The following is a 23,824-nucleotide window of genomic DNA, read 5'->3' as shown; positions in this document are numbered from 1 at the left end:
GGGTGCTTTACCTGCTCCTTCTCCTCCCCCTCCTGGCGCTCCTGGGCCGGCGGGAGGCGGGCCGCCTGGCCCTCCTTTCCCAGCTCGTGCCCTTAGGGGCGGCGCTTCTTTCCCTGGCCCTCTTGGGCCAGGCGTCGGGCCCGTTTCGGCTGGATGCGGTGGGCCTTTTCTACCTCGTACTCACCGATTTGCTGTACGCCCTGGTGGCCCGGTTCGCCCTCGGGTACTTCCCAAAGGAGGAAGCCTGGCGCTTCTATTGGGCCGGCGCCCTCTTCCTCTTGGCCGCCCACGGGGCCTACCTGGCCCACAACCTCGGGGTCCTCTGGATCTTCGTAGAGGGGAGCACATTGGCCTCCGCCCTCCTTGTCTACCACAGGGGCGGGGCCAGGGCCCTCGAGGCCACCTGGAAGTACCTGATGCTGGGGAGCGTGGGCATCGCCTTCGGGCTTTTGGGCGTCATCCTGGTCTACGCCCTCCTGGGGGGAGCCACCTTGGACTGGGGGCGGGCCCGGTCGCTCATGGCCTCCGTGAACCCGGAGGGGTTCAAGGTGGCCTACGCCTTCTTGCTCGTGGGCTTCGGGACCAAGGTGGGCCTTTTCCCCCTCCACACCTGGCTTCCCGATGCCCACGCCGAGGCCCCAGGGCCCGCTTCCGCCTTGCTTTCTGGAACCCTTTTGAATGTGGCTTTCTACGCCCTGTTGCGCTACGCCGCCCTAGCCCAGGCGGCGGGACTCTTCCCCTTCGTCCAGGGCCTTCTCCTCTTCTTTGGCCTATTGAGCCTTTTGGCGGCGGGGCTCCTCCTCTATGGCCAGAAGGAGTACAAGCGGCTCCTCGCCTATTCCAGCGTGGAGCACATGGGGCTTGCCCTCTTTGCGCTGGGCCTCGGACTGCCCTGGCTCGCCCTCTTCCACACCCTGGCCCACTCCCTGAGCAAGACCCTCGCCTTCCTCGGGGCGAGCGGGGTGTACGCCCTCACCCATGCCCGGGAGGTGGGGCGGGTGGGGGGGCTCTTCCTGGGCCTCCCCGCCCTCGGCGTGCCCCTGGTCCTGGCCTTTTTGGCCCTTGGGGGGCTCCCGCCCTTCCCCCTCTTTTACGCCGAGGTCCAGGCGGTGACGGCGGCGTGGCGGTGGCCTGTCCTGGGTCTCCTCTACCTCCTCGGACTCGGGCTTGCCTTTGCCGGGTTGCTTCCGGCCGTAACCCGGATGGGCTTCGGTCCCGGGCAGCCGCCCAAGGCCCGGGGCCTGCCGTGGGCCCCCCTTTGGCTTTTGCTCGGCGCCCTTCTCTTCCTCGGACTATTCCCCCCGGTGGCGCTACTTAAGGCAGTGGAGGCGGTGCTGTGGACGAGGTGAGGGAGGCGTTGCGGTCGGGTCGGCCGGTGGCCCTGTACCCCTATGGGGATGGGGTGGCCTTGGTGGCGGAGGTGGAAGGGACGCTTCGGGTCTACCGCTACGGGGGTGGGGGGCGGTTCCCGAGCCTGGCAGCCGAGTTCCCTGCCCTGGACTGGTTTGAGCGCGCCCTATGGGAGCGGGGCCTGGAGGTGGACGGGCATCCGGACTTGAAGCCCCTGCGGCGCCACGACCTTCCCTACACCTTCCGGCGCTTTGCCGAACTGCACGAGGTGCCGGTGGGACCCGTCCACGCCGGGATCATCGAACCGGGCCACTTCCGCTTCAGCGTGCTCGGGGAGAGCATCGTTCACCTGGAGATCCGTCTCGGATACCAGCACCGGGGCCTTCTTACCCTTTTGCGCAGGGCCGGTCCCGAGCGGGCCCTACTCTTGGTGGAGCGGGCAGGGAGCGAGCCGGTGGCCCACGCCTTGGCCTTCGCCGAGGCCTGGGAAAGGGCCCTCGGGCGGGCGGCCCCTCCCCGGGCCCAGGCTCTTCGGCGCGCGGCGTTGGAGCTGGAGCGGGCCTTTGGCCACTTGGGGCGCCTGGCGGGGCTTTTCACCGACATCGGTTACGCCTACGGGGCCACCCAGGTGGGGCGGATCCGCGCCCTCCTGCAGGCGGGGGTGGACCGTCTCACCGGCCACCGGTACGGGCGCAACTTCGTCCGCGTGGGCGGGGTGGGGCGGGAGGGCCGGGCGGACCTCGAGGCCCTCGCCAGCTACCGTAGGGAGCTCGCCCGCCTACTCCCCCGCCTCTTGCGCCATCCCCCTGTGCTGGACCGGATGCGGTACGTGGGCGTGGTGCGCCGGGTGGAGGCGGAAACCCTAGGTTTCGTGGGCCCCACGGCGCGGGCCAGTGGGGTGGCGCGCGACCTGCGCCAGGACGACCCCCTCTACCCGGGTTTTGCGCCAGCGGTGCGCCAGGGCGGGGACGTTCTGGCGCGGGCCCAGGTATACGCCGAGGAGGCGGTGGCGGCCCTAGACCTCGCCTTGCGCTTCCTCAAGGGCCTCCCTGAAGGCCCCCTGGCCTGGGAACCGCCCCCGGGGGAAGGGGAGGGGATGGCGCGGGTGGAGGCGGGTAGGGGGGAGGTCTTCTGGTTCGTGCGCCTCCTGGAGGGGCAGGTGGACGTGGCGGAGGGCGTGGACCCTTCCTTCAAAAACTGGCGGGCCCTGGAGCTTGCGGTGCGGGGGGAGGGGCTTCCCGACTTCCCCCTTTGCAACAAGTCCTTTGACCTCTCCTATGCGGGGAACGACCTGTAGGGGGGAAGATGAGCCTTTGGCACAGCTTGCGCATCGGTCGTTTAGCGAGGAAGCTCGAGGATCTCCTGAGGGTCCCGGTGCACGCCTTCGGCCTGCCACGCCTGAAGCCCGAAGGGCTTGACCGGGAAGCGCAACGAGGCCTCCTTTCACTCTGCCCGAGCGACGCCTTCTTTGAAGAGGAAGGGGTCTTCGGCCTTGACCTTGCACGGTGCGTGGGATGCGGCCGGTGCGCCCTGGCCTATCCACGGGCAGTGGGGGAGATGCGGTCCTTGGCGGTGGCGGTGAGGCGCAGGGAAGACCTGGTGCAGCGGGTGGACCTGAGGAGCCGGGGTTTCCTGGACCCGGGCCCTCCTCCTCCCCCCCGGCCCGAGCTGGTCCTTCCCACCCTGGCTTTCCGGGAGGTGAGCGCCGGGGATACGGGCCTTGCGGACTCCGAGGTGGCGCTTCTTGCCAACCCCTTCCACGACATGGGTCGCTTCGGCTTTACCGTGGCCGCTTCGCCCCGGCATGCGGATGCCCTGGTGGTTACTGGCCCCGTGAGCCGCAACATGGCCCAGGCCCTCTGGCGCACCTATGAGGCCACACCCGAGCCCAAGGGGGTTGTGGCGGTGGGAAACGAGGCCATCTCGGGGGGCGTGTTCGCCGGGAGCCCCGAGGTGGTGGGCGGGGTGGACCGGGTGGTGCCCGTGGACGTGTACGTGCCCGGGGACCCTCCCCGGCCCGGGGCGATCCTCTTTGGCCTCCTGCTCCTCACGGGCCGGGTGGCGCAACGGCTCCGGGGAGGGATCCTTCCCGATGAAGCCCCAGAAGGGGGCTAGTTTAGGAAGCGCACGAGAGCGCCCTCGAGGCCCTCCAGGCGGAGAAGCCACCACCCCTCCCTGGGGGGACGGGGGAGGCGGAGGCCCGGGGGGACGGCCCGCCACTTCCCCTCGGCGTATTGGGCCACGAGGAGGGCCTCCCGCCCGGTGCCCGGAAGCGCCTTCCAAACCTTCCCGCCCACCCACCAGACCCTGGCCCAGGTCAAGGATAGCCCCCAGGGGGCACCGGGTCCCTCGTAGTAGGCCCACCTTGCCGGTTCCAGGGTCTTAAGGCCCTCTGGGCCCAGCTCCACCACCATCCCTGGGGCCAAGTAGGGGAGGAGGGGGGAGGCGGAGGGGATGGCCCGGCCCCCTGCCCAAAGCTGCCCCTCCTCCACCACCTCTACCCGTCCGTAGTAGAGGGGGCGCTTTTCCTTTTCCTCCTTCTCCTTTTTCCTTTCCTTCTCTTCCTTGCCCTCCCTCCCCGAGGCGAGGGCCAGGCCCATGGCCGCTAGGAGCCAGAGGGCTAACCTACAGAGAACCTGCCGCCGCCCCATCCTCCCACCTCGGCAACCGGACCCGCACCCGAAGCCCGGGCTGGGCGTTTTCCACCTCCAGGGTGCCCCCAAGCCGCCTCGCCGCCTCCTGCGCCAGGGCGAGGCCAAGCCCTAGACCATCCCCCGCCATCTGTCCCCGGAAGAAGGGCTCCGCAAGCCGGGATAGGTCTTCCGGTGCCACCCCGGGCCCGTGGTCCCGCACCTCGAGGATGACCTCCTCCCCCCGCACCCCCAGGCGCACCTCCACGGGCGGGGCTCCGTGGCGGCGGGCGTTCTCCAGGAGGTTATCCAGGATGCGCTCCAGCAAGGCCGGGTGGGCCAGGACCCAGGCGGGCCCTTGTAGGCTGGCCCTCACCCCCTCCTCTCCCGCCAGGTACTCCCCGAGAAAGGCGCTGAGCTCTAGCGGGGCCAGGTCGGCCCCTTCGGACCGGGCCAGGGCGAGGAGCCCCCGCAACACGGCCTCCATGCGGTCCACGCTTTGGGCGAGCTGGGGAAGCGCCCGCTTTAAGGGCAGAAGCCCACCTTGAAGGGCCTCCACCTGGCTCCGGATCACCGCCAGGGGGCTCCTCAGCTCGTGGGAGGCGTGCCGGGTGAAGAGGCGCTCCCTTTCCAAGGCGGCCCGCACCGCCTCCGCCATGCGGTTAAAGCCCTGGACCAGGCGCCGGATCTCCCGTTCCCGCCCGGGGGCGAGGGGTTCGGGAAACCGGAGGAGGGAAACCGCCTCCACCGCCCGGGCCAGCTCGTCCAGGGGCCGGACGATGAGCCGGGCGAAGCCGTAGCCGAAGAGGGTCGCCAGGAACAGAAGGGGAAAGAGGAGCAAAAGCCCCCCGCGCACGTAAGCCCTTAGGGCGCGGGTGTACTCCTCTGTGCGCAGGTAAACCTCCAATTGGTAGCCCTGCCAGGGAAGGCTTAGGGTGCGCCAAGCCTCCCCCGCCTGGGGGAAAAAGCCCCCCTCCAGGATCGGCGTCCCCGCCTCCAGGAGCCGGAAGCCAAAGACGTAGTGGCTCCCGCTGAAGGCCTCGGCGGAAGTGAGCCGGGGGCCCTCTGGGGTTAGGACGAGGGCCCTCTGCACCTTCGAGGCGGCCTCCCCCAGGTCCAGGGCGATGTCCCGCTCCACCAGGTTCCAGAACACGGCGTAGCCCCCGAGGAGGCTGGCGAGGCCCGTGCAGGCGGCCACCAGGAAGAAGGCCCAGGCCAGGCGGCCCTTGAGGGTCATGGTTCTCCCAGCCGATACCCCCCAGGCACCCGCTCCACCACCCATGGGGCCAGGGATTGCCGGAGCTTCTGCACGTACACCCGGAGCACGGCGTCGCTTTCCGCCCCAGGAAAGAGCCCTTCTAAAAGCTCCTCCCGGGTGAAGGTCCTCTCCGGGTGAAGGGCGAGGAGCTCCAAGAGGGCGAAGGCCTTGGGGGAGAGGGCCACTTCCTTGCCGGCGTAGGTGACCCGCCGCTGGGCGAAGTCCACCACCAGGGGCCCCCGGGTGAGGATCATCCCCTTGAAGCCGGCGGTGCGCCGGGCCAGGGCCCGCACCCGGGCCACCAGCTCGGAAAGGTGGAAGGGCTTCACCAGGTAGTCATCCCCGCCCAGCTCCAGGCCGTGGATGCGGTCCTCCAGGGCATCCCGGGCGGTGAGGAAGAGGATTCCTCCCCGGTAGCCGCTTTGCCTTAGGTCCTCGGCGAAGCGGAAGCCGGCCCCTTCCCCCTCGGGGAGCATCACGTCCAAGACCAGGACGTCGGGCTCCCCCTCCGCCAGCTTCTCCCAGGCTTCCTTTAGGCTCCGCACCCCCGAGGCCTCGTACCGCTCCTTCCGGAGGACCGCCACCACGGGCTCCAGGATGCCCTGCTCGTCCTCCACCACGAGCACCCTCATGGCTCCCGCACCCAAAGGGCCAGGGCCCCGAGAAGGCCCAGGCCCGAGAGGCTCAAGGGGGCGAGGGGCGGGGGCGTGCCCTCCTGCTCCTTCCCTTCCCACCCCGGCCACGCCTCGCCCTCCTCGTCCACGAGGACCACCCGAGGGGTCCCTTGGGCTTCCCCTAGGCTCGCCTCGAGGTGCTCCAAAAGCCCCACCAGGCCAGCGCCCCCCACCAAAAGGAGCAGGGCTACCGCCAGGGGCCGGCTTTGGGGAAGGAGAAGGCCCAGGCCCACGGCCAAGGCCCCTAGGGTGGCGGCTATAGGGGCGACGACCTGTACGCCCTCCACGTGGCCCATGAGGAAGAGCTCGGCCAAGGTGAGGAAGAACCCCATCAGCGCAAAGAGGCCGAACACTTCCGGCAGATGCCTGCGCAACCATGTCCTTGCGTTTCCCATCGTCGCCTCCATCATTTCCCACGCCAAGCCTTCCCGTCCAGCCCATGGCAGTAGGCGCAGAAGTTGGCCGGCAGGATCTGGTTGAAGGCTTGGCTGTCGTCCGGGTTGCGGATTAGGGCGAGCTGTGCCTCTTGGAAGGCCCTGGCCAAGGCGAGCGCTGCGGCGCCTATTTGGTCCGCTCCCCGGTGGCAGCTGGCGCAGGCTTGCCCCCCTAGGCGTTCCGCCACCTCCCCGTGCCCTTGGGTGAAGTCCTGGCCGTGGTCCCGAGGAGTATGGCAGAGGTTACAAGAGGCCGCACCCTTCTTCCCCAAAGCGGTGAAGACGGGCCCCCTTATGGGGCTTCGGCTTCCTGGAATCTGCTGGACCAGCCTTTTACCGTCGTGGCAGGTGGCGCAGAAGCGGCCCAGGGAGGTGGGGCCGTGGGGTTCCAGGCTGGGGTTGGGGGCGGTGCTCGGCCAGGCCTTGCCCTTGTCCAGACTGGCGTGGCAGGTTTCGCAACTGGTCCCCTTCGCTCCAAGGAAGCCGAAGTGGCGTTCGTGGCTGAACACCACCCGGCCCATGCCCTGGGGCTGGAAGGTCCGAACGAGGTCTTGGGGCGGTTGCCACTGACGCTTGGGCTTGAGACGGCCTTCCTCCACCTCCACGTACTGGCCTGGCACCAGGCGCACACCCGGGGGGAGGGGCGTGCCGTCGGAAAGGACCGCCGCCCCCTTCTCCGCATCCCAGCGGACGTAGAGGTAGCGCTCCCCTTCCGAGGCCAGGGCGAGCCCCAAGAGGAGCAAGGGGAAGAGCCTCCTCATGGGGTCCTTCCCTCCTCCCGGACCTCCACCCACACCTCGTCCTTGACCCGCATGCCCATGAAGCTCGGGGCCTTAAGCCCATAGTCGCTTAGCCTTAGTTAGAGCGAAGGCACCCTGGAAGCGTACCCCTTTTCCCTCCTGGTTCAGCTTCACGGGCCAGGCCACGGGCTTTTCCACGCCGTGGAGGGTGAGGGTGCCGAGGACGAGACCCTTAGCCCTGTCCACCCCTTGGAGCCTCAGGCAGGCCTGTGGGTAGCGGTCCACCTGGAACATCTCCCTGGTGTGCCGGTCGCGAAGGGGTTCCTTGGAGTCCCAGGCCGAAAGGTCTATGCAGGCTTGGCCCTGGAGGCGCTCCCCCTCTTGGACCACCTCTCCCTTAAGGGTCCGGTTGACCCCCTGGAAGCTTCCCAAGGGTGCCTGCGCTCTATATACCGCTTCCCCCGTCACGCTGTACCTCTGGCCAAGCGCCAAGCCGGCCAGGAGAACCGAGAGGGCAAGAAGCCGCACGTCCTTTCACCTCCTCCCTCCAACCTAGCCAAAGGCCGTATACGGGGCGTAAACGAGGGGGCAGGGCCTCGTCCATGGCCACGGGGAGGTCCCTTTGGGTTGGGGAGTTGGTCCACGCAAGCTGTTGGGCCCGGGATACGCTTTGGCCCCAGACCCCCCGGCTTCCAAGGCCAAGGGGTGCGGGTGGTCCTAAGAGGCTCCCACGGGGCGCTGGGCAGGAGGCGTGCAGGTACGCTTAGGAGGAAGGACCTTTCGGGTGATGGCGTACCCTTGGAAGGGGAAAGGATGGGGGAGCACGGCTCGGTTGTTCTTATGTGGGACCAGGAAGCGTGGGGCCTGAAGGCGGGAGAAGTGGGCACCGTGGTCCAGGTATATCCCCACGGGGGTTACCTGGTGGAGTTCGTGGACCACGAGCGCAACACCCTGGCCCTCCTGGACCTCTCCGAGGCGGAGGTGGCCCCCCTCACGGGGCCCGCCCGCCTCCGGGCCAGGGGCGCCTAAGCCCTCGCCCGCCGCCCGGCCCCCTGGCGGGACCGCAGCCGGGGACCCACGGGTCAGCGAAGCCACATGCGCCGTGGGGGGCTTAGTGCCCCCATGACTCAACGGGCACCCAAAACCCCGAGGGGACGCTCTCCTACCCCACGTGCTCCCGGTGCGATCCCCACCCCGGTGGGCGGAGAATTTGCATCGTGGCCTCCAGGCGCCGCCTCTTTCCCACTAAACCGCAGGCCAAAGACCTGGCCAAGGCCTGGACGGGGCCATCCGGAAGGGCACGGCGGAAGCCCCGTCCCCAGCCGAGGCCAGGCCGAGCCGCCTCTTTAGGCCACGCGCTCCAATGCGGGGAGCCGTCACCTCCTTCCCTTGAGCTCCACCTCCCTGGCCTGGAGGGCGGTGCCCGAAAGGGTGCCCTTGACCTCCACCCAGTCGCCCACCCGGATTAGGGCGAAGAAGCCCGCTTGGTCGTAGGTTTGGTCGTTGGCCTCAAACTGGGTGGAGGCATCGGTGACCACCGTGTAGCCGAGGAGCCCGAACGAGTAGTTGGCGCTGTCCACGTTCTGGACGGGGCCTTCCCACTCGCCCTCCTCGCTCCCCGTGGCCCCCTTTACCTCAATGCGCAGGGCGTAAAAGCGCCCTTCGGCGTCCTGGGTGGCGGGGTCGTAGGCCACGTCCACGTAGTCCCCCACCTGGATCTCCCCAAAGGCCATGGGCCCGTCCGGGTCGTCCCGCTTGACGAGGGTGTTCTGGTCTGCGTAGAAGGCCAGGCTACCCAAGGCCAGGGTCATGGCCTCCGGGTCCAGGGCGGTCACCTGGCCCTTGGCCTCCGCCTTGGGGGCCCTCGTCTTCGGGTACTTCACCTTCACCAGCTGGGCGTGGAGGAGGGTGGGGTCGTTACCGTCCACCTGGCCCTTGGCCTCCACGTAGCTCCCTTCCGTCAGGTTGCCCACCACTTGGGCACGGCTAAAGTCCACGGTGTAGCCGAGGAGGGAGAAGGTCATGGCGGCCTCGTCCAGGTTGGCGATGGGGCCTTCCAGCTCCACCCGCCGGGAGGTGCCAAAGCCGCTTTGGCCCTGGCCCTTGAAGGCCACCTTCGTGGCGAGGATCGTGGTTCCCGAGAGGGTTCCCTTCACCTCCGCCCACACCCCGTCCTGGGGAGTGCCCTCCACCCGGGCTTGGGCGTAGTTCACGGTGAAGCCGTTAAGGGTGAAGGTCTTTGCCTCCGTTTTCAGGCCTTGTACCCGTCCCTCGGTTTCCACCTGGGAGGAGGGCGCAGGGTAGCGCTCCACGTACGTGGCCAGGATGCCGGTGTCTGTGGCCGTGCCTTGGACCTCCACGTAGTCCCCTACCCGTAAGTCGGAGAGGAGGAGCGTCCGGTACCCCCGGGGAGCCTTTTCGTAGATGCGGGTGTTGGCGTCCGTGTACACCGTTTGGCCGAGGACCACCAGGGTGCCCGCTTGGAGGTCCACGTTGGCCACGGGGCCCCTCAGCTCCACCTGGACCTCGAGGGCCTCCACCCGGATGCGGGTGCCCGTGTCCTCGCCCTTCACCTGGACCACCATTCCCGGGAGAAGGGTGCCGGAGAAGGCTTCCCCCTCCTTCGCCAGGGACGCCCCGCTGAGGTCCAAAGGCTTGCCCAAGAGCGTGGGCTGGGCCTCCGTCCCGCCCAGAACGCCCAGGGCCTCGAGGGCTTGCCCTTGGCCCGTCTGCGGGGTAACCTGGCAAGCGGAGAGCAGGGCAGCCAATGCGAGAAGCGCCTTCCAGCGCATGGGTACACCTCCTCGTCCGAACCTAGCACTCCGGCGTAAGCGGGGCGTAAATGGGCTTCTATGCGGCTTGGCGGGCTGGGGGGAGCTCTATCCCCGGCACACCCTTGGCTTCTTTCCCTGGTTATCGTGTCGGGGATGTGCGGGCGAAGCCCGAGGAAGCCTCGGGAGCCTGGCGCTACACCTGAGCTGACCGCTTGCATGGCCTTTGCTGCGCAAGGGCTTCTGCTATCCTCAGTACAATCCTGGGCGGCGCCTGCGAGGTGCGCTTCTGCGTGACCGAGGAGGGACCCAGCAATAGCTCTATCGTGAACCGAGGTCAGGCGATGCCTAGTTCGTAGCCTCGGACTTTAGTCCGAGAAGCTGTGACGAATCACTCCCGGAAGAGACCGAAAACGGCCCAGTGCTCCCGCAAGAGCTCGGGGTGCCACTGGACCCCCAGGAAGAGGGGGTGGCCTTCCAGGACCACCGCCTCCGCCAGGCCATCGGGGGCCACGGCCAGGGGCTTTAGGCCTTCGCCCAGGGTCTTCAACCCCTGGTGGTGGTAGGAGTTCACGGGAAATTCCTCGGGGAAAAGGTGGGAAAGGGGGCCATCCGCCACCTGGCGCACGCTGTGGGCCAGGGCGGGTGGGGGGCTCTTCTGGCGGTGTTCCACCTCGGTAAACCCTTGGGCCTCGAGGTCCTGGTAAAGCGTCCCTCCCAGGGCCACGTTCATCACCTGGATTCCTCGGCAGATCCCCAGGGCGGGAAGGCCTTTTTCTGCCGCATAGCGGGCGAGGAAAAGCTCGTGGGCGTCCCGTTCCGGGCTCACCTCCCCAAGCTTGGGGTGGGGTCCTTCCCCGTAATGCGTAGGGTCTAAGTCCCCGCCCCCGGGGAGGAGGAGGCTGTCCAGGTGGGGGAGGATGCGCTCCAGGTAGGGCTCGAGGAGGCCCCAGAAGCGGTAAGGCATATACCCCTCGGCCATACGGAACTGGCTGGCCACGCCGATGAGGCGCATGGTCATAGTCTAGGTGCTTGGGATCCCCCCTTCAAAATGGTTGGGGCGGAGGAGAACCCTCCGCCCTTGCGTTGTCTGTAGGCTCAGGCTAACCGCTCACGTTTATGTTGCAGTCGCCTTTGCAGATGACGATGATGATCTTGATCTTGGGCCACGTGATTTTGAGGGTAGGCTCCTCCGGTGAGGCGATGTCGTCCTCTATGCCGATGCCCACAGGCCCATCGTTGGGTAGCACCTGGGCGGGCAGGGTGGCGATTACCCGATTGGGGTCGCCCAGCTTGGTGAGCTGCACGGCGTACCCTCCGGCGGGGTTGCGCACCAAGCGCAGGTTCAGGAAGGGGTCGCCCTCGGGTGGGCACCAGACATTGCTCGGGCCGCAGTCGGTGGTGGTTCCCCCCCACGGCTTCTTGCGAAGGTAGAGGAAGCCCAGGTTTTCTCCCACTAGTTCCTCGATGGGGGTGCTGTCCCACAACTTGGGGTTGTCGTAGGGTATCGCCGCTACGGAAACATCCTCCCGGAGGAGCCAAGGGGTTTCTTCCCTTGGCGGGAAGGGCTTGGGCCTGCCGCAACAGACCTCCCGGATCTTGCGTTCATAGAGGATGGCACCCTCTTTGCCTGCGTTGTAGGCTATCTGCCGTCCGGTTAGGGTATCAGGAGGAAGGGCGCTCACAAGGTGCATGCGGAGCGGATTCGAGGGATCGTTGCGGAGAATGATGATGATGTCTATGGTCCAAGTGGAACCCTGTTTACTGATGGAGAGCTTTACTAGATGCTCGGATGCGCCCGATTGATCGGGGTTCCCCCGCATCTCCACCTGCGCCGGGGTCCGCACCGAAGCCGCTCCCCGTTCACCGTGCCACTCCAGCTCGTAGCCCCCTTGAGGGGCTTGGCGCAAATAGGCCAGGTCGGCGTAGCACCATGGGCGCGTTTTGCTCGGGCACTTGATGACTACAAAAACGGGCTTATCCACGGGCGGCAGGGGATAGGGGAAGGGAGGGCGCCAGGGGCCACCGATAAGGACGGTGTCCTCGCCGTCCTTCGCCATGGTTAGGGGGCGAGGAGAAACGGCTTGAGGGGAAAACCCTTGAGGCATGAGGTCGGCAAACGCATTCACGGCCTCATCCAAGAGGGACTGGCCGGCGTCGTAGAGCACATTGTCGTTCTGGATGAGCTCGTCAAGGGGGGTCGTCTGCCCACCCGTCTGCCCCCCGCAAGCAACCAGGAGGGCCAACAAAGCGCCAAAGCTCGCTAGCAAAACGGCTTTCCTCATCCTCTTCCTCCTTTGAGGCGTATCCTTTTAGCCTCGAGGCCTAGGGTAGCCTAGGGGGTCTGAACGCACCCTTAACGCTCCCTGAACCCCAACCTGCCGGCATGCCGCCATCATGGCCTTGCCGAAAGGTCCACCCTCCCTTTCCCCACCTCCTGGGCAGGGAAGGGGAGGGGCGAAGCATCCTGTTCCAGGTTTCCCTGGAGCTGCGCGGGGGTGAGGCTGGGCTGGGCCGAGAGCCAAACCGCCATGGCCCCCGCCACCAGGGGCGTGGCGAAGGAGGTGCCGGTGCACGTCCCCATAGCCCCGCCAGGGACAGAGCACTCCAGACCCGTCCCAGGGGCCGATAGGTCCAGGTACGCGCCTCTCGTGCTATAGGGGGCGGGGCGCAGTCCTCCCTGGTTCGGGTCCCTTTCCAAAGCCCCCACGGCCACCAGGCCCGGGAAGTCAAAGGCCGCAGGGTAGTGGGCTGGGCTTCCCTGGTTCCCCTGGTTCCCAGCGGCGGCGGCCACCGGGATGTTCTGGCTCAAGGCCGCTTGCAAGGCCAGCTTGAGGGCTTCCACCGGCGTGTCGCCCCCTAGGCTCAGGTTGAGCACCGTGGGGCCCTGGCGGTGTTGGACCACCCAGCACACCCCCCGCACCACCCGGCTGGCCCGGCAGACCCCGTTCTCGTCGCAGACGCGTACCGGGACGATTTCAGCATCGGGGGCGACCTCCTTTACCAGCCCCGCTACCCCGGTACCGTGCCCGCTGGGAAAGGCGTCCTGGGGCGTGGTGTCGTCCTCCACGAAGTCGTAGCCCGGTGCCTGGGGGATGGCTGCGTCCACCCCGGTGTCCAGGACCGCTACCCGGACCCCTCTCCCTCGGTAGCCCCGCCCCTGCGCCAAGGGGGCTCCAATGGCCTCGCTCCCCCAGCCGCTTAGGCTCCACAGGCTTTCCGGGTCGGCTTTATAGCTGGGGTCCTGCGCTTCCAACTCCTCCAGGGCCTTGCCTAGGGCCTCGCCGCTATAGCCGAGCTCGGCCAGGGCGAAGCCGCACCCCTGGAGGTCGTCCCGGCGAAGGAGGGTAAACCCCCTCGGCAGGGTAGGCGTGCGCCCAAGGGGGAGGCGCAAGAGGATTCGGTTCCGGTCCACTTGGCCCAGCACCCCCAGGGTGGCTTGGGCCTCCTTGGCGCCGGCCACCACCCGCACCGCCCTCGGCCCCCCGGGCACCGGGGGCACTTGGAAGCGAAGGGTGTTCCCTTCACGCGCCGTTACCGTGGCCTCCCTCTCCCCCACGAACACCCGGGCCCCCTCGAGGGCCATGCCCGTCACCCGGGCCGTCACCTCCTCCCCGATGGCCGCCCGGCCCGGGGACAGGTCTAGGCTTGGGCTCCCGGGTGCGCAAGCGGAAAGCAAGGCGAGAATCAACCAGAAGGGTCCACGCATCCATCTCCTCCTCGCTACAGGGAACGCTGTGCCCGCTCAGGTCCAAGAGCCAAGCGGGCATGGCTAGGGAAGGCTTGCGCTAGCCCCGCCCACCGTGTAGCTGCCGGTGGCGATGGCTAGGCCGATGTCGGTGGTAGCCGTGAAAGCGCCGGGGTCCGTGGCGTCCAGCTGCAGGAGGGGGCTTGCCGAAAGCAGGGCACTTACCGATGCGTGCACGGTACTCCCGGAAGCGAAGGGCGTGTGGCCCAGGGTGCTGGAGAGATCCGGGAAGCTGTAGCCTGTGGCGGTCCCCAACCAACCCTTACCCAAGGTGGCGTGGTAAACGAGGGTGGGATCCTCCAGTTCCAGTCGGTAGGCCCTCAGGTTCGCCCCGCTATAGCTAAGTCCGCTCACCGTGGGGTGAGCGGCGGCGCTCAGCCCCAGGCTCCCTGTGGGCCAAGGGTTGGGCAGGGCCAGGGAAATGGCTCCTCCGCCGCTACCCTTGTAGGCCTCGAGGACGTGGCCGCCGGCGCCCGCCACGGCGAAGGCGGCGTAGCGGTCCCCCGGGCCAAACCCGCTCACGGGGCGGAAGGAGAGGTTGGTGGCGGCGCTACCGGTGGCGGAACCCACGGTGCCCAAGCCCTGGTTATCCGCGCTGAGGTAGACCACTTGGGCCATGCCGAACGTGGGGCTGAAGCCTACGGGGAGGGTCACCATGAGGGTCTGAAGGGGTGGGGCGTCCGAAGCGGTAAGGGTAACGCTGCTGGATCCACCGGCGCTGATGTTTACCCCCCGTACCACCTTGGCCGCCTTGTAGTTGGTGGGGTTACCCGGTGCGCTCACCGTCACCAGCAGATCCTGGGTTCCGGCGGGGGCCGTTAGGGGAACCGCTACCGGACTCGTCAGGCTGGTCACCGTCCCCCCGGCACTAAAGGCTCTTCCACTGGCCATCACGGTGTCGCCCACGGCCAACCCGGGTACCCCGGGGGCGTTCACGGTGAGGGTGTAGCTCACCGTGCTGGGGTTTGTACCGCTACAGGTCACCTTGGGGTTGGCGAGCTCTGAGGCGGCCGCTTGGATGACGTGGACTTCCACGGCCATCCCCGGGACCAAGGGGTTGCAACGCACGGCCACGCCGTAGAGAGTATTGCCGCGCACGCTGATGGTGTAGGTGCCACCGGGGTTTGGGGTGAGGGCTGTCCAGGAGCCGCTACCCAACTGGTAGGCCGCCGCATAGCCAACGTTCTGGGTGTCCACCACAGTCAGGGTGATGCTGCTCGGGGGTGGGACCGTGCCCCCGCCGCAACCTGCCAACATACCCGCCAACCCCATGCCCAGAAGTTTCCGTACCATCTTCCCACCTCCCCCGCACCCTAGACCACCCCCCCTTAACGGGGTCTGAACGTCTCCAGGCGGCCCCGGTAGCGCTCGGCCAGCACGGTGTACCGGGCTTCCTCCAGCAGGGCTATAGCTTCCTCGAGGTTGGCCCGCTCCCCTGTAAGCTCGGCCAGGTTGGCGAGCACCGCCGCCGTGAGCACCCACTCCTGGCTGGCCCGGGCGAGGCGGAGGGCCTCCTCGTAGGCCGTTCGGGCCTCCTCGGTGCGCCCTTGGCGGTGGTAGAGGGCCCCCAGGTTGTTCCAGGCCCGGCCCATGGCCTCCAGGTTCCCCTGGGCCAGGGCCAGGGACTCCTTGCAAAGCCCTTCGGCTTCGGCCACCTCCCCCCGGCGCTCCTTCAGCACCCCCAGGTTGAGGTAGATCCGGGCCCGCAGCCAAGCCCGGTTCCCCACAGCCTCCAGGACCTCCCTGAACGCCTCCTCCCCCTGCCCGAGTTCCGCCAAGGCCACCGCCCGGTTACCCAAGGCTCCAAGGTGCCGCGCTTCTTCCCCCGCCATCAAAAACCGCACCGCCGCCCGGCTAAAGGCCTCCGCTGCCTCCTGGAAGCGGCCTTGGGCCAGGAGCGCCATGCCTTGGAGGTTTAAGGCCTCGGCCTGGGGGTAAGCACCCCCCTGGGAGGCCGCCTCGGCCTCGGCCAGGGCCTCCGCAAGGTGGCCGAGCCGGAAGAGGACTATCCCCCGCACGGCGCTCCTTTCGGGGCTTGGGGGTAGCTCCTCCAGAAGTTCTAGGGCTTCGCGGTAGCGGCCAAGCCGCTCCAAGGCGCGTGCCCTGAGGAGGAGGATCTCGGGCTCGAAGGAGAGTTCCGCCAAGAGGGCCAGAGCCTCGTGGGGGGCTTCCTCCACCCTCTCCCGGGCTAGGCCCAACAGGGCCTGTTGCCCCCTGGGAAGGTCGGCCACCGCCCAGCATCCCCGCGCCGCTAGGTACAGGGGGGCCGCCTCCCGCAGGGGTAGCTTGCGGGCGAGTTCCAAGGCGGCCTTGCGCCCTTCCAGGGTCAAGGGGGCTTCCAGGGTAGGTTGCCCTTGGGCGTCCAGGAGGCCCCGGGCCATGAGGCGGTCCAGGGCCTCCGCCTGTAGGCCAAGGAGGCCCACGGCGCGGGTTAGCCCCACGAGTTGGATGGCGAAGAAGGCCTGTTGGGCCTCGAGGTCCAAGGGCTCCCAGGGGGGTTCCTCCTCCAGCGGTTCGCCTATACCCGGGAGGTTGCGCACCTCCCGCATAAGGGCTTCCGCCTCCTCGGTTAGCCCGAGGGCGTACAGGGCCCTCGCCTGGCGGGCGTGCCCCCGCCACAGGGCCTCGGCCAAGGCCTCTCGTTGGCTCCAAACCCATTCCTCCAGCTCCGCGGGAAGCCCCTCGTCCGCTCCCTCCAGGAACCTTCCCTCGTAAAGGCGGCGGGCCTCTTCCAGCCTTCCCTCCGCCAAAGCGGTCCGAAAGATATGGGCATCGCAGGGGATTTCGGTGTGGAGCACGTCCCCACCCAGGACCGGGGCACCGGCCTTCCGGAGCTGGGTCAGGGCCACGGAGAGGCTATTTAGGGGGTCGCTGGCCTCGGGCCAAAAGAGCTCCGCCAGGTGGCGGCGGGAGCGGGGGCCCTCGAGGGCGAGGTACGCCAGCAGGAGGAGGGGCTTCTTCTTGCGAAACCCCTTGGCCTGAGGGGTTTCTAGGGAGAGGGTTCCTAGGGTTCGCAGCATGGCAGGAAAGGGATACGAGTAGTTTAGCCCTGGGACGGGCTTTGGGGAAGGAGGGGCAGGCCTGCCTCAGGCAGGGCTTGCCCGTGCTCGTTCAATACCGCAAGGGCCTTTGCGGAACGAGGCCAGGACTACTTCGCAAGGAAGTCGGGGGATGCCAGGCCGCAAGCCCTACAATCCCAACCCAGCGGCACCCCTCAGGACCACCTGACCTCCGAGGAAGGCCAAGGATCCCTGCGCCTCTCCCAGGACGCCAAGGCGCAGAAGAAGACCCGCACCTAGGCGTGGATGGTCCGCCTGGCCAACGCAGGATGGCCCGCCCCCCGCATCGCTCTCCCCTTCCACCCCCATCCCCCACCAACCCCTCGCCGAGGGCATCCCCGGGTTCCTCCACCGCAAACCCCGAGGTGCAGGGTCCAAGCTCACCCCCGGGATGGCCGCTTCCGGGAAAGGCTCAAGGAGGACCGTACCTTCAGGTTGGCAAAGCTCTCCGAGGCCCTCCTGAGCGCTTTGGCGTGGCCCTAACCCCCGGGCACCCTGGCCCGCCACCTCCGGAGGACGGGTTGCGGGTGGAAGCGGACCCGGCAGGTGCGCCTGACGAGGTAGGGGTGGACTCCCTGGACGGGGGCGGTTTCGCTCTGGGCCCGCCGGCGGAATACACGGGGTGCCGAGGGGGGAGGCGAGGTACTTGCCGAGGTCCAGCCCGCATTGCCATCCCATGGAGGGGGGTATGGCGATGGGCGAAGGGGCATGGGATGCCCTGGCGGACGAGCGTTTGCAGGGGTTACGGGAGGCAAGGGTGGGAGTCCTGAGGGCTTTGGGGGGCGTTAGGTTGAAAACCTAAGGGGAGGGGCATACGGCGGGCAGCCCTTGCTCTTTGTCGCATAACTTGCGACAATACCATTATGGTTCTCCCACCCGATCCTGTGGCGCGTGCGACCCTCCTGGAAGAGGGTTTGCCCAAGGAGGCGCTCCTAGAACTGCAAAAGAACCTCGGACTTCCCCAAACCACCCTGGCCCGCCTCCTCCGCACCACCCCCAGGACCCTCCAACGCCAGGGGGCGCGGCTTTCCCCGGAGCTCTCCGACCGCCTCTACCGCCTCTACCGCCTTTACGAGCGGGCCCTCCTCTTCCACGGCGACCCGGAGCGGGCTCGGCGCTTCCTCCTCACCCCAAACCCCGCCCTGGGCGGGAAGCGCCCCCTGGACCTTGCGGTCAACGAAGCCGGCCTCGAGGCCACCCTTGACCTCCTGGACAACCTGGAGGAGGGGGTGTACCTGTAGGGAGACGGGTTTGCGAGCCTACCGTCTCGTGAAGGCGGACTATGCCCCGGAGGCCTTCTCGGGCCGCGGCGCGGCGCTCCGGGGCGGGCGCTGGAACCCCAAAGGTGTTCCCGCAGTCTACGCCAGCGAGCACCTGGCCCTGAGCGTGCTGGAGTGGTTAGCCTACGCCCTGGAGGTAGCCTCCTTGGAGAGCTACGTCTACTTTCGCCTAGAGGTGCCCTCGTCCGAGGTTGTCCGGGCGGAAATCCCGCCGAACTGGAGGGCCCTCCCTCATCCTCCCGAAACCCAGGAAGTCGGCAGACGCCTTCTGGTGGAGGAGGGCGCCCTTGCTTTCCTTGTACCCTCGGTGCTGGTGCCTGAGGGGTGGAACCTGGTCCTTAACCCGAAGCACCCCGCCTTCCACCTGGTGGAGGTAGAGGGGCCTTTCTCCCTTGTCTGGGACCCCAGGGTGGAGGAGTTGGTGCGGCGGGCACGGGGCTAGCGGGGCGGATAAGCCTCCGGTTTTTAGCCGGGCCCTCGAGGGGCAGGCCTACGCTTCCCCAAGGTCCCATACCTCTTCCACCCGCAAAGCCCCTCCTTCCAGAACCCCCCGCACCAGCAAAACCCGGGCGTCCCGCAGGGTGGGGTAGCGCCTCGCCCACACCTCCGGGGGGATGACCGCCTGGAGGCGGTGGGGGCCGTCCTCGAGGACGTAAAAGGCGTGGCCTTGGGCGGTGGGGGGCTTCTGCTTGGCCACCACGAGCCCGGCGGTGAGGGCGGGCCCGGGGCGGAGGAGGGGGATGGGGGTGGCCCCGAGCTCCTCCAGCCTCCCCCGGAGGAGGTCCATGGGGTGGAGGGGGAGCTCGGAAAACCCCTTGGCCTCGAGGTCCAGGGCAAGCCGCTCCCCGGCCCCTAGGGAGGGGAGGGGCGGGGGCGTTATCCCTTCCCCCAGAAGGGGGCCTTGGCGGGGAAGGCCCGCGCGGAAGAGGGCTTCCCGCCGTTCGTGGAGGCCGTCAAAGGCCCCCGCCCGGGCCAGGGAGAGGAGGATGTCCTGGGGGAGGTCCAGGCGGGCGCGGAACTCCTCTAAGGAGCGGAAGGGGCCCCGAAGCCTCTCCCGCAGGATGGCCCGGGCCACCTCCGGCGAAACCCCTTTGGCGGCGGTGAGGGGTGGGCGGAGGGCCTTCACCCCCCCTTGGACCTCCACCCGGTAGTGGAGGCCCGAGCGGTTGACGCAGAGGGGCAGAAGGGGCACCCCCAGCCGCCTCGCCTCCTGGCGCAGGGTGGCGAGGGGCCACATGCCGGGAGCCTCGGAGAGGAGGCCCGCCAGGAACTCCGCCGGGTAGTGGGCCTTGAGCCATAGCGTGGCGTAGGCGTGGCGGGCGAAGGCCAGGGCGTGGCTCTCCGTGAACCCGTACCCCCGGAAGCCCTCCACCATGCGCCATAGCCCCTCCGCCTCCTCCCCCGCAAGGCCCAAGGTGGCCGCTAGGCCCCGCAAGAACCGCTCCCGCAAGGGGCGGAGGTCCTCCTCGTCCCGGGCCTTGGCCACCGCCTTGCGGAAGGCCTCCGCCTCCGGCCAGTCCATCCCCGCCCCGTGGTGGAGGAGGCGGAGGAGTTGCTCTTGGAAGAGGAGGACCCCGTGGGTCTTCCCCAGGATGGGCTCCAGGGCGGGGGGCAGGGGGGGCTTCGCCGCCTGGCCCAGGCGCCGGGCCAGGTAGGGGCGCACCGTCCCCGACTGGATGGGCCCCGGGCGGACCAAGGCGATCTGGTGGGCCAGGTCCTCCAGGCTCCTCGGGCGGAGCTTCCGGCTCATGGCGGTCTGGGCAGGGCTTTCCAACTGGAAGACCCCCAGGGTTTCCCCCCGCCAGAGGGGGCGGTACACCCCTTCCTCCTGGGGAAGGCGCTCCAGGTCCAGCCAGACCCCCTCCAGGCGGAAGACCTCCTCCCGGGCCCGCTCCAGGGCCGAGAGGGTGCGCAGGCCCAGGAGGTCCAGCTTCACCAGGCCTAGGGCCTCGAGGTCGTCCTTGTCCAGGGTGAGGAGCCGGATCCCCCCTGCGCTCCGCACCACGGGGGCGTAGCGGGTGAGGGGACCGGGGGCCACCACCACCCCGCCCACGTGGGGGGTGAGGTGGCGCACCTGCCCCTTCTCCATGCGGGCGAGGAGGGAAAGGAGGAGGTCCTTCACGGGGGCCTCCCCCAGCACCTCCCGAAAGAGGGGCTCCGCCTCCCCCGCCCGGTGGGGGGGAAGGTGGCGGAAGTCCCGGCCCAGGGCCCGGGTGAGGCGGTTCCGCAAGGGGGCGGGCAGGCCCAGGGCCCGCCCCAGGTCCTGCACCGCCAAGGGCAGGCGGTAGGTGACGTAGGCGACGGCCATGGCCTCCTGGGCCCCGTAGGCCTCCTCCAGGTGGCGGATCACCTCCTCCCGGCGGCGGCTCGCCAGGTCCAGGTCTATGTCCGGCAGGGCCTTCATCCCCCCGTGGAGGAAGCGCTCAAAGAGGAGGCCCTCCGCCACCGGGTCCACAGGGGTGAGGTCCAGGAGGTGGGCGAGGAGGCTCCCCACGGCGCTCCCCCGGGCGGAGGCCAGGATGCCCCGGGCCCGGGCCCAGGCCGCCACTCCGTGGGCCAGGAGGAAGAAGCCGGCGAGGCCCAAGGCCTCCACGGTGGCGAGCTCCTCCCTGAGGCGCTCCCGGTAGGCGGGCCTGTGGGGGTAGCGGCGCTCCAAGGCCTCCCAGGCCAGGCGGGCGAGCTCCCCCATGGGGGTGCGCCCCGGGGGGAGGGGGACGGGAGGGTCCAGGCTCCTTTCGGGCAGGAGGGGGAAGGCCAGGGCCTCCCCCAGGGCCCGGGCGTTGGCCCAGGCTTCGGGGAAGGGGAGGCGGTCCAGGGCCTCCTCCCGGCTGGGCAGAGCCAGGGCCTCGTTCCGGGGCCTTTCCGGATGGGGCTCTTCCACGCTCACCCCCAGCCGGGCGCAGGTGAGGGCGTCCAGGAGGGGGTAGAGGTCCGGCGTGGCCTGGCGCACCTCGAGGGCCGCCACGTAGGGCAGGCCCCGGTCCTGGGCCAGGGCCCGGAGCACCCGGGCCCGGCGGTCGTCCCCCGGGAGGCGGGCGTGGTAGAGGGAGAGGAAAAGCCGCTCCCCGAAGGCCGCCCGCAGGGCCTTTAGGAGGCGATCCAAGGCCTCCAGGCGCCTTTGCGCCAGGAGGCGGCTTGGGAAGCCCTCCCTTCCCCCCGTGAGGAGGACGAGGTCCTCGTTGGCCTCGAGGAGGGCTTCCAGGGGCAGGCTCCCTTCCGCCAGGGCCTGGGTCAGGTGGGCGGAAAGCCGGGCGTACCCCTCCCGGCTCCCCGCCAGGAGGAGGACGGGGAAGGTGCCCTCCGGGGTCTTGAGGGGAAGCCCCGCCCCCAGGAGGGGCACCACCCCCAGGGCCTTCGCCCGCTGGTATAGGCGCACGCCCCCGGTGAGGGAGCGCCAGTCCGTGAGGGCCAGGTGGGTGTGGCCCAGGGCCGAGGCCACCTCCAAAAGCCTCTCCGGGGAGGAAACCCCTCGGCCGAAGTAGGACTCCGTCCAGAGCAGGGCTAGTCCAGGACCCGGCTCAGCACCCATCCTTCCCCCTCCCGGTAGACCTCCAGGAGGAGGCCTCCCTCCACCTCCAGGAGGAAGTAGTCCCGCCCGGGCTCAAGGCGCCACCAGCGCCCGCCGGCCCGCCAGCGGTCCAGGAGGCGCACCACCCGCCGCTTCCTGCCCCAGACCACCCACCGGGGTTTCCCCTCCTGAACGAGGACCGTGAGGGGCACCAGGTAAAGCCGCATCCTCCACCTCCAGGCTCCGGTAGCGGAAGCCCCATTCCGGGGCCAGGGCCTCCGGGTCCAGGACCTCCACCCGCAAAAGCGCCCCCGGGTAGCGGGCCAAGAGGGGGCCGAGCCCGGCCCCCGGCCGGCGGAAAAGCCCCTCCTGGTGGGCGGGGCGGTGGAGGCCCGAGGCCGCCGCCCGCACCTCCTCCAGGGGCATCCCCCAGGCCCCGCTCCGCCGGAAGGCCAGCTCCAGGGCGAGCCGCACCTCCTTCTCCTCCCGCAAGGGGGCTTTGGCCAGGTGCTCCCCCCGGAAGCGAAGCCCCGCCCCCACCGCCTCCACCGCCACCCAAAGGGCGGCCCGGCCGGCGAGCCTTTGGTGGAGCCTCCGGGCCAGGTGCTCCAGGAGGTCCACCCCCACCTCCCCCTGGGGGTCCAAGGGGGCCCTGGCCTCCACCTGGGGCGCCTCGGGGAAGCGGGCCACCCCCCGGTGCCAGGGGCCGTGGAGGTAGGGGAGAAGCCTTTCCCCTTCCGGGAGGTAGGCGCGAAGCTGGGCGGGGCTCCAGGCGAGGAGCTCGCCCACCCGCTTGAGCCCCAGAAGCCTGAGCTTCCCGAGCCCCTCGAGGCCAAGCCCCACCCCCCTCAGGAAGTGGAGGGGAAGCCGGGCCAGGAAGGCCCGCTCCGCCCCTTCCGCCACCACCCGGGCCTCCCCCTCCCGGGCGGCCCAGGCGGCCAGGAGGGCCACCTCCCGCCAGGCGGCCACCCCCACCCGCACCCCGTACCCCTCCGCCAGGAGCCGGGCCTCGGCGGGGGCGAGCCCGAGGAGGACCGTCCCCTCCTCCAGGGGCTCCACCCAGGGGGTGAGGCGGTAAAGCTCCTGGAGGAGGGCCCGCCAGGCGGGGGCGGCGTGGGCGGGGTAGGGGAGGAGGGCGAGGCCCGCCGCCCGCATCCGGGCCACCTCCACCCCCATCCCCTCCCGCACCCCGAGGCGGCGGGCCTTGGGGGAGAGGGCCACCACCCGCCCGCCCCGGTGCAGGGCCAGGGGGAGGTCTTGGAGCTCGGGCCGTTCCCGCCCGAGGAGCCAAACGGGCCAGGGGCGGAAGAGGGCGGCGGCCACCATCTAGAGCCTCCGCAGGATCCTTAGGGCCTCCAAGGCCTCCCGTCCCCGCAGGAGGAAGCGGAAGACCCCTTGCACCTCCACCTCCCCTGCGGGGAGGCGCAGGGTGGGGTAGGCGGGGTTGTGGGGCCTGAGGACCACCTCGTCCCCCTCGAGGTAGACGTACTTCAAGGTGGTCCGCCCCTGGTGGAGGACCGCCGCCACCTCTCCCCGCCTGGGCTTGGGCCCCCGCTCCACCACCACCACGTCCCCCTCCAGGAGGTACTCCGCCATGCTGTCCCCCTCCACCACCAGGGCGAAGAGGCCCGGCCTTCCCGGAAGGGCCAGGAGGCCCTCCGCCTCCTCCATGGCCTCCTCCAAGGGGCCTGCGGGGATGCGGCCCACCAAGGGGATGGCCGCCCCCGCCACCAGGAGGCCCTCGGGGGTGAGCTCCAGGTGGGTGGGGCGGCCGTGGCCGGCGGGGTGGAGGCGGAGGAGGCCCTTTTTCTCCAGGGCCTCGAGGTGTTGCCGCAGGGTTTGGGGCCGCAGGCCGAGGAGGCGCGTGAGGTCGTGGGCCGTGGGGGAGAAGCCCTCCTGGACCATCTCCGCCGCGGCCTTGAGCACCCGCTGTTGCCCGGGAGGCAGTTTCATAGGATCCCCCTACACCTGTTATATAACAGGTACTAGGGGGCGTCAAGGCCTACGGAGCTTGCCTTGCAAACTCCCTTGAGGTGTCGAATTGACATGGGCAAGCGCGGCTTCCCTCGCCGAGAACCGACCTCCAAGGAGGCCCCCAGCCCCTCTCCGCCTGGCCCAAGACGTAGCCCTTCCAACAACAACCATTTAGCCTCTCGATGCTTCGGGAGGGATTGGAGAGCCGCGGCTTGCGGTACAACGGTGATAGGACTTACGCAGTTGGGATGAGTTCATAGGAGGGGTGTGCCAGATAGGCTCGGATGGCGTCCCGAAGAATGGCTGCCTTCGCCTCATACCAGCTTATCCCCGTCCGCAAACGATATGTACTGCGGCCCTAAATTTGGACCACCTTACCGGTCAGTTTAGTCAGGGCT

The 23,824-nt window shown here is 69.1% G+C and carries 22 protein-coding genes and 1 pseudogene; 6 read left to right on the top strand and 17 right to left on the bottom strand.

Going from position 1 to position 23,824, the window contains the following annotated elements; all coding sequences use genetic code 11:
- Window positions 1–2 precede the first annotated feature (2 nt).
- From L0C60_RS00125 to L0C60_RS00115, 3 genes are read left to right on the top strand one after another with little or no spacing between them, the layout of a single operon-like run.
- A complete protein-coding gene (locus L0C60_RS00125; RefSeq protein WP_234508137.1) occupies window positions 3–1,349 on the top strand; it encodes a proton-conducting transporter transmembrane domain-containing protein in 1,347 nt (448 codons plus the stop codon).
- The gene (locus tag L0C60_RS00120) at window positions 1,337–2,647 is read left to right on the top strand and encodes a hydrogenase large subunit (RefSeq protein WP_234508139.1); all 1,311 of its coding nucleotides are present in this window, start codon (window positions 1,337–1,339) and stop codon (window positions 2,645–2,647) included. Before L0C60_RS00125 ends, L0C60_RS00120 begins: the two co-directional genes overlap by 13 nt.
- A gap of 8 nt (window positions 2,648–2,655) precedes the next feature.
- The gene (locus L0C60_RS00115) at window positions 2,656–3,465 is read left to right on the top strand and encodes an NADH-quinone oxidoreductase subunit B family protein (RefSeq protein ID WP_234508142.1); all 810 of its coding nucleotides are present in this window, start codon (window positions 2,656–2,658) and stop codon (window positions 3,463–3,465) included.
- On the opposite strand, the gene L0C60_RS00110 is transcribed toward L0C60_RS00115, so the two are convergent.
- The 6 genes from L0C60_RS00110 to L0C60_RS00085 form a co-directional block, all read right to left on the bottom strand.
- Window positions 3,462–4,001, bottom strand: a complete 540-nt coding sequence (locus L0C60_RS00110; RefSeq protein ID WP_234508143.1) for a hypothetical protein — start codon at window positions 3,999–4,001, stop codon at window positions 3,462–3,464. The genes L0C60_RS00115 and L0C60_RS00110 overlap by 4 nt on opposite strands.
- Complete coding sequence (locus L0C60_RS00105) at window positions 3,976–5,217, bottom strand: sensor histidine kinase (protein WP_234508145.1); 1,242 nt, start codon at window positions 5,215–5,217, stop codon at window positions 3,976–3,978. The genes L0C60_RS00110 and L0C60_RS00105 overlap by 26 nt, the downstream gene beginning before the upstream one ends.
- Window positions 5,214–5,870, bottom strand: coding sequence for a response regulator transcription factor (locus L0C60_RS00100; protein ID WP_243092369.1), 657 nt, complete (start codon window positions 5,868–5,870; stop codon window positions 5,214–5,216). Before L0C60_RS00100 ends, L0C60_RS00105 begins: the two co-directional genes overlap by 4 nt.
- Window positions 5,867–6,286, bottom strand: coding sequence for a hypothetical protein (locus L0C60_RS00095; RefSeq protein ID WP_243092368.1), 420 nt, complete (start codon window positions 6,284–6,286; stop codon window positions 5,867–5,869). The genes L0C60_RS00100 and L0C60_RS00095 overlap by 4 nt, the downstream gene beginning before the upstream one ends.
- Window positions 6,287–6,318: 32 nt before the next feature.
- Window positions 6,319–7,107, bottom strand: a complete 789-nt coding sequence (locus tag L0C60_RS00090; protein ID WP_234508153.1) for a cytochrome c3 family protein — start codon at window positions 7,105–7,107, stop codon at window positions 6,319–6,321.
- Window positions 7,108–7,179: 72 nt separating this feature from the next.
- Window positions 7,180–7,614 carry a YceI family protein gene (locus tag L0C60_RS00085; RefSeq protein WP_234508155.1) on the bottom strand — a complete coding sequence of 145 codons (435 nt, stop codon included), beginning with the start codon at window positions 7,612–7,614 and terminating at the stop codon, window positions 7,180–7,182.
- A 285-nt stretch (window positions 7,615–7,899) separates the two neighbouring features.
- Between L0C60_RS00085 and L0C60_RS00080 the strand changes: the two genes are divergently transcribed.
- Window positions 7,900–8,115 carry a DUF4926 domain-containing protein gene (locus L0C60_RS00080; protein ID WP_243092367.1) on the top strand — a complete coding sequence of 72 codons (216 nt, stop codon included), beginning with the start codon at window positions 7,900–7,902 and terminating at the stop codon, window positions 8,113–8,115.
- A 347-nt stretch (window positions 8,116–8,462) separates the two neighbouring features.
- Here the strand turns inward: L0C60_RS00080 and L0C60_RS00075 are convergent, their stop codons facing one another.
- The 6 genes from L0C60_RS00075 to L0C60_RS00050 form a co-directional block, all read right to left on the bottom strand.
- On the bottom strand, window positions 8,463–9,878 hold the full coding sequence (locus L0C60_RS00075; protein ID WP_243092366.1) for a DUF5666 domain-containing protein: 1,416 nt from the start codon (window positions 9,876–9,878) through the stop codon (window positions 8,463–8,465).
- 370 nt (window positions 9,879–10,248) lie between these two features.
- Window positions 10,249–10,872 (bottom strand): gamma-glutamyl-gamma-aminobutyrate hydrolase family protein, encoded by a 624-nt coding sequence (locus L0C60_RS00070; protein ID WP_234508161.1) that lies wholly within the window; start codon window positions 10,870–10,872, stop codon window positions 10,249–10,251.
- 88 nt (window positions 10,873–10,960) lie between these two features.
- Window positions 10,961–12,142 carry a hypothetical protein gene (locus tag L0C60_RS00065; RefSeq protein ID WP_234508163.1) on the bottom strand — a complete coding sequence of 394 codons (1,182 nt, stop codon included), beginning with the start codon at window positions 12,140–12,142 and terminating at the stop codon, window positions 10,961–10,963.
- Between the two features lie 110 nt (window positions 12,143–12,252).
- Window positions 12,253–13,566 carry a S8 family peptidase gene (locus tag L0C60_RS00060; protein ID WP_234508165.1) on the bottom strand — a complete coding sequence of 438 codons (1,314 nt, stop codon included), beginning with the start codon at window positions 13,564–13,566 and terminating at the stop codon, window positions 12,253–12,255.
- Between the two features lie 63 nt (window positions 13,567–13,629).
- Entirely contained in the window at window positions 13,630–14,898 is a 1,269-nt protein-coding gene (locus L0C60_RS00055; RefSeq protein ID WP_234508167.1) for a peptidase S8 and S53 subtilisin kexin sedolisin, read from the bottom strand.
- Window positions 14,899–14,933: 35 nt separating this feature from the next.
- Window positions 14,934–16,625 (bottom strand): tetratricopeptide repeat protein, encoded by a 1,692-nt coding sequence (locus L0C60_RS00050; protein WP_234508169.1) that lies wholly within the window; start codon window positions 16,623–16,625, stop codon window positions 14,934–14,936.
- Between the two features lie 923 nt (window positions 16,626–17,548).
- Here L0C60_RS00050 and L0C60_RS00045 point away from each other — a divergent pair.
- Together L0C60_RS00045 and L0C60_RS00040 are read left to right on the top strand one after the other, a co-directional pair.
- A complete protein-coding gene (locus L0C60_RS00045) occupies window positions 17,549–17,905 on the top strand; it encodes an antitoxin Xre-like helix-turn-helix domain-containing protein (protein ID WP_234508170.1) in 357 nt (118 codons plus the stop codon).
- A 10-nt stretch (window positions 17,906–17,915) separates the two neighbouring features.
- Window positions 17,916–18,386: an RES family NAD+ phosphorylase gene (locus tag L0C60_RS00040; RefSeq protein ID WP_234508172.1), complete on the top strand. Its 471-nt coding sequence runs from the start codon at window positions 17,916–17,918 to the stop codon at window positions 18,384–18,386.
- 48 nt (window positions 18,387–18,434) lie between these two features.
- On the opposite strand, the gene dnaE is transcribed toward L0C60_RS00040, so the two are convergent.
- The 5 genes and pseudogenes from dnaE to L0C60_RS00005 all read right to left on the bottom strand — a co-directional run.
- Entirely contained in the window at window positions 18,435–21,473 is a 3,039-nt protein-coding gene (dnaE, locus tag L0C60_RS00035) for a DNA polymerase III subunit alpha (RefSeq protein ID WP_267962812.1), read from the bottom strand.
- The gene (locus L0C60_RS00030) at window positions 21,446–21,598 is read right to left on the bottom strand and encodes a hypothetical protein (protein WP_234508174.1); all 153 of its coding nucleotides are present in this window, start codon (window positions 21,596–21,598) and stop codon (window positions 21,446–21,448) included. The genes dnaE and L0C60_RS00030 overlap by 28 nt, the downstream gene beginning before the upstream one ends.
- Window positions 21,546–22,778 (bottom strand): Y-family DNA polymerase, encoded by a 1,233-nt coding sequence (locus L0C60_RS12730; RefSeq protein ID WP_279231877.1) that lies wholly within the window; start codon window positions 22,776–22,778, stop codon window positions 21,546–21,548. Before L0C60_RS12730 ends, L0C60_RS00030 begins: the two co-directional genes overlap by 53 nt.
- A complete protein-coding gene (locus L0C60_RS12725) occupies window positions 22,779–23,405 on the bottom strand; it encodes a LexA family protein (RefSeq protein ID WP_267962813.1) in 627 nt (208 codons plus the stop codon).
- A gap of 256 nt (window positions 23,406–23,661) precedes the next feature.
- A pseudogene (locus L0C60_RS00005) lies at window positions 23,662–23,772 on the bottom strand (IS701 family transposase); the annotation flags it as partial.
- Window positions 23,773–23,824: the final 52 nt, after the last annotated feature.

Source organism: Thermus hydrothermalis, assembly GCF_022760925.1.
GTDB classification, from domain to species: domain Bacteria; phylum Deinococcota; class Deinococci; order Deinococcales; family Thermaceae; genus Thermus; species Thermus hydrothermalis.
Note: the sequence above shows the minus strand (reverse complement) of the source record. Positions and strands in the feature narration are given on the sequence as shown.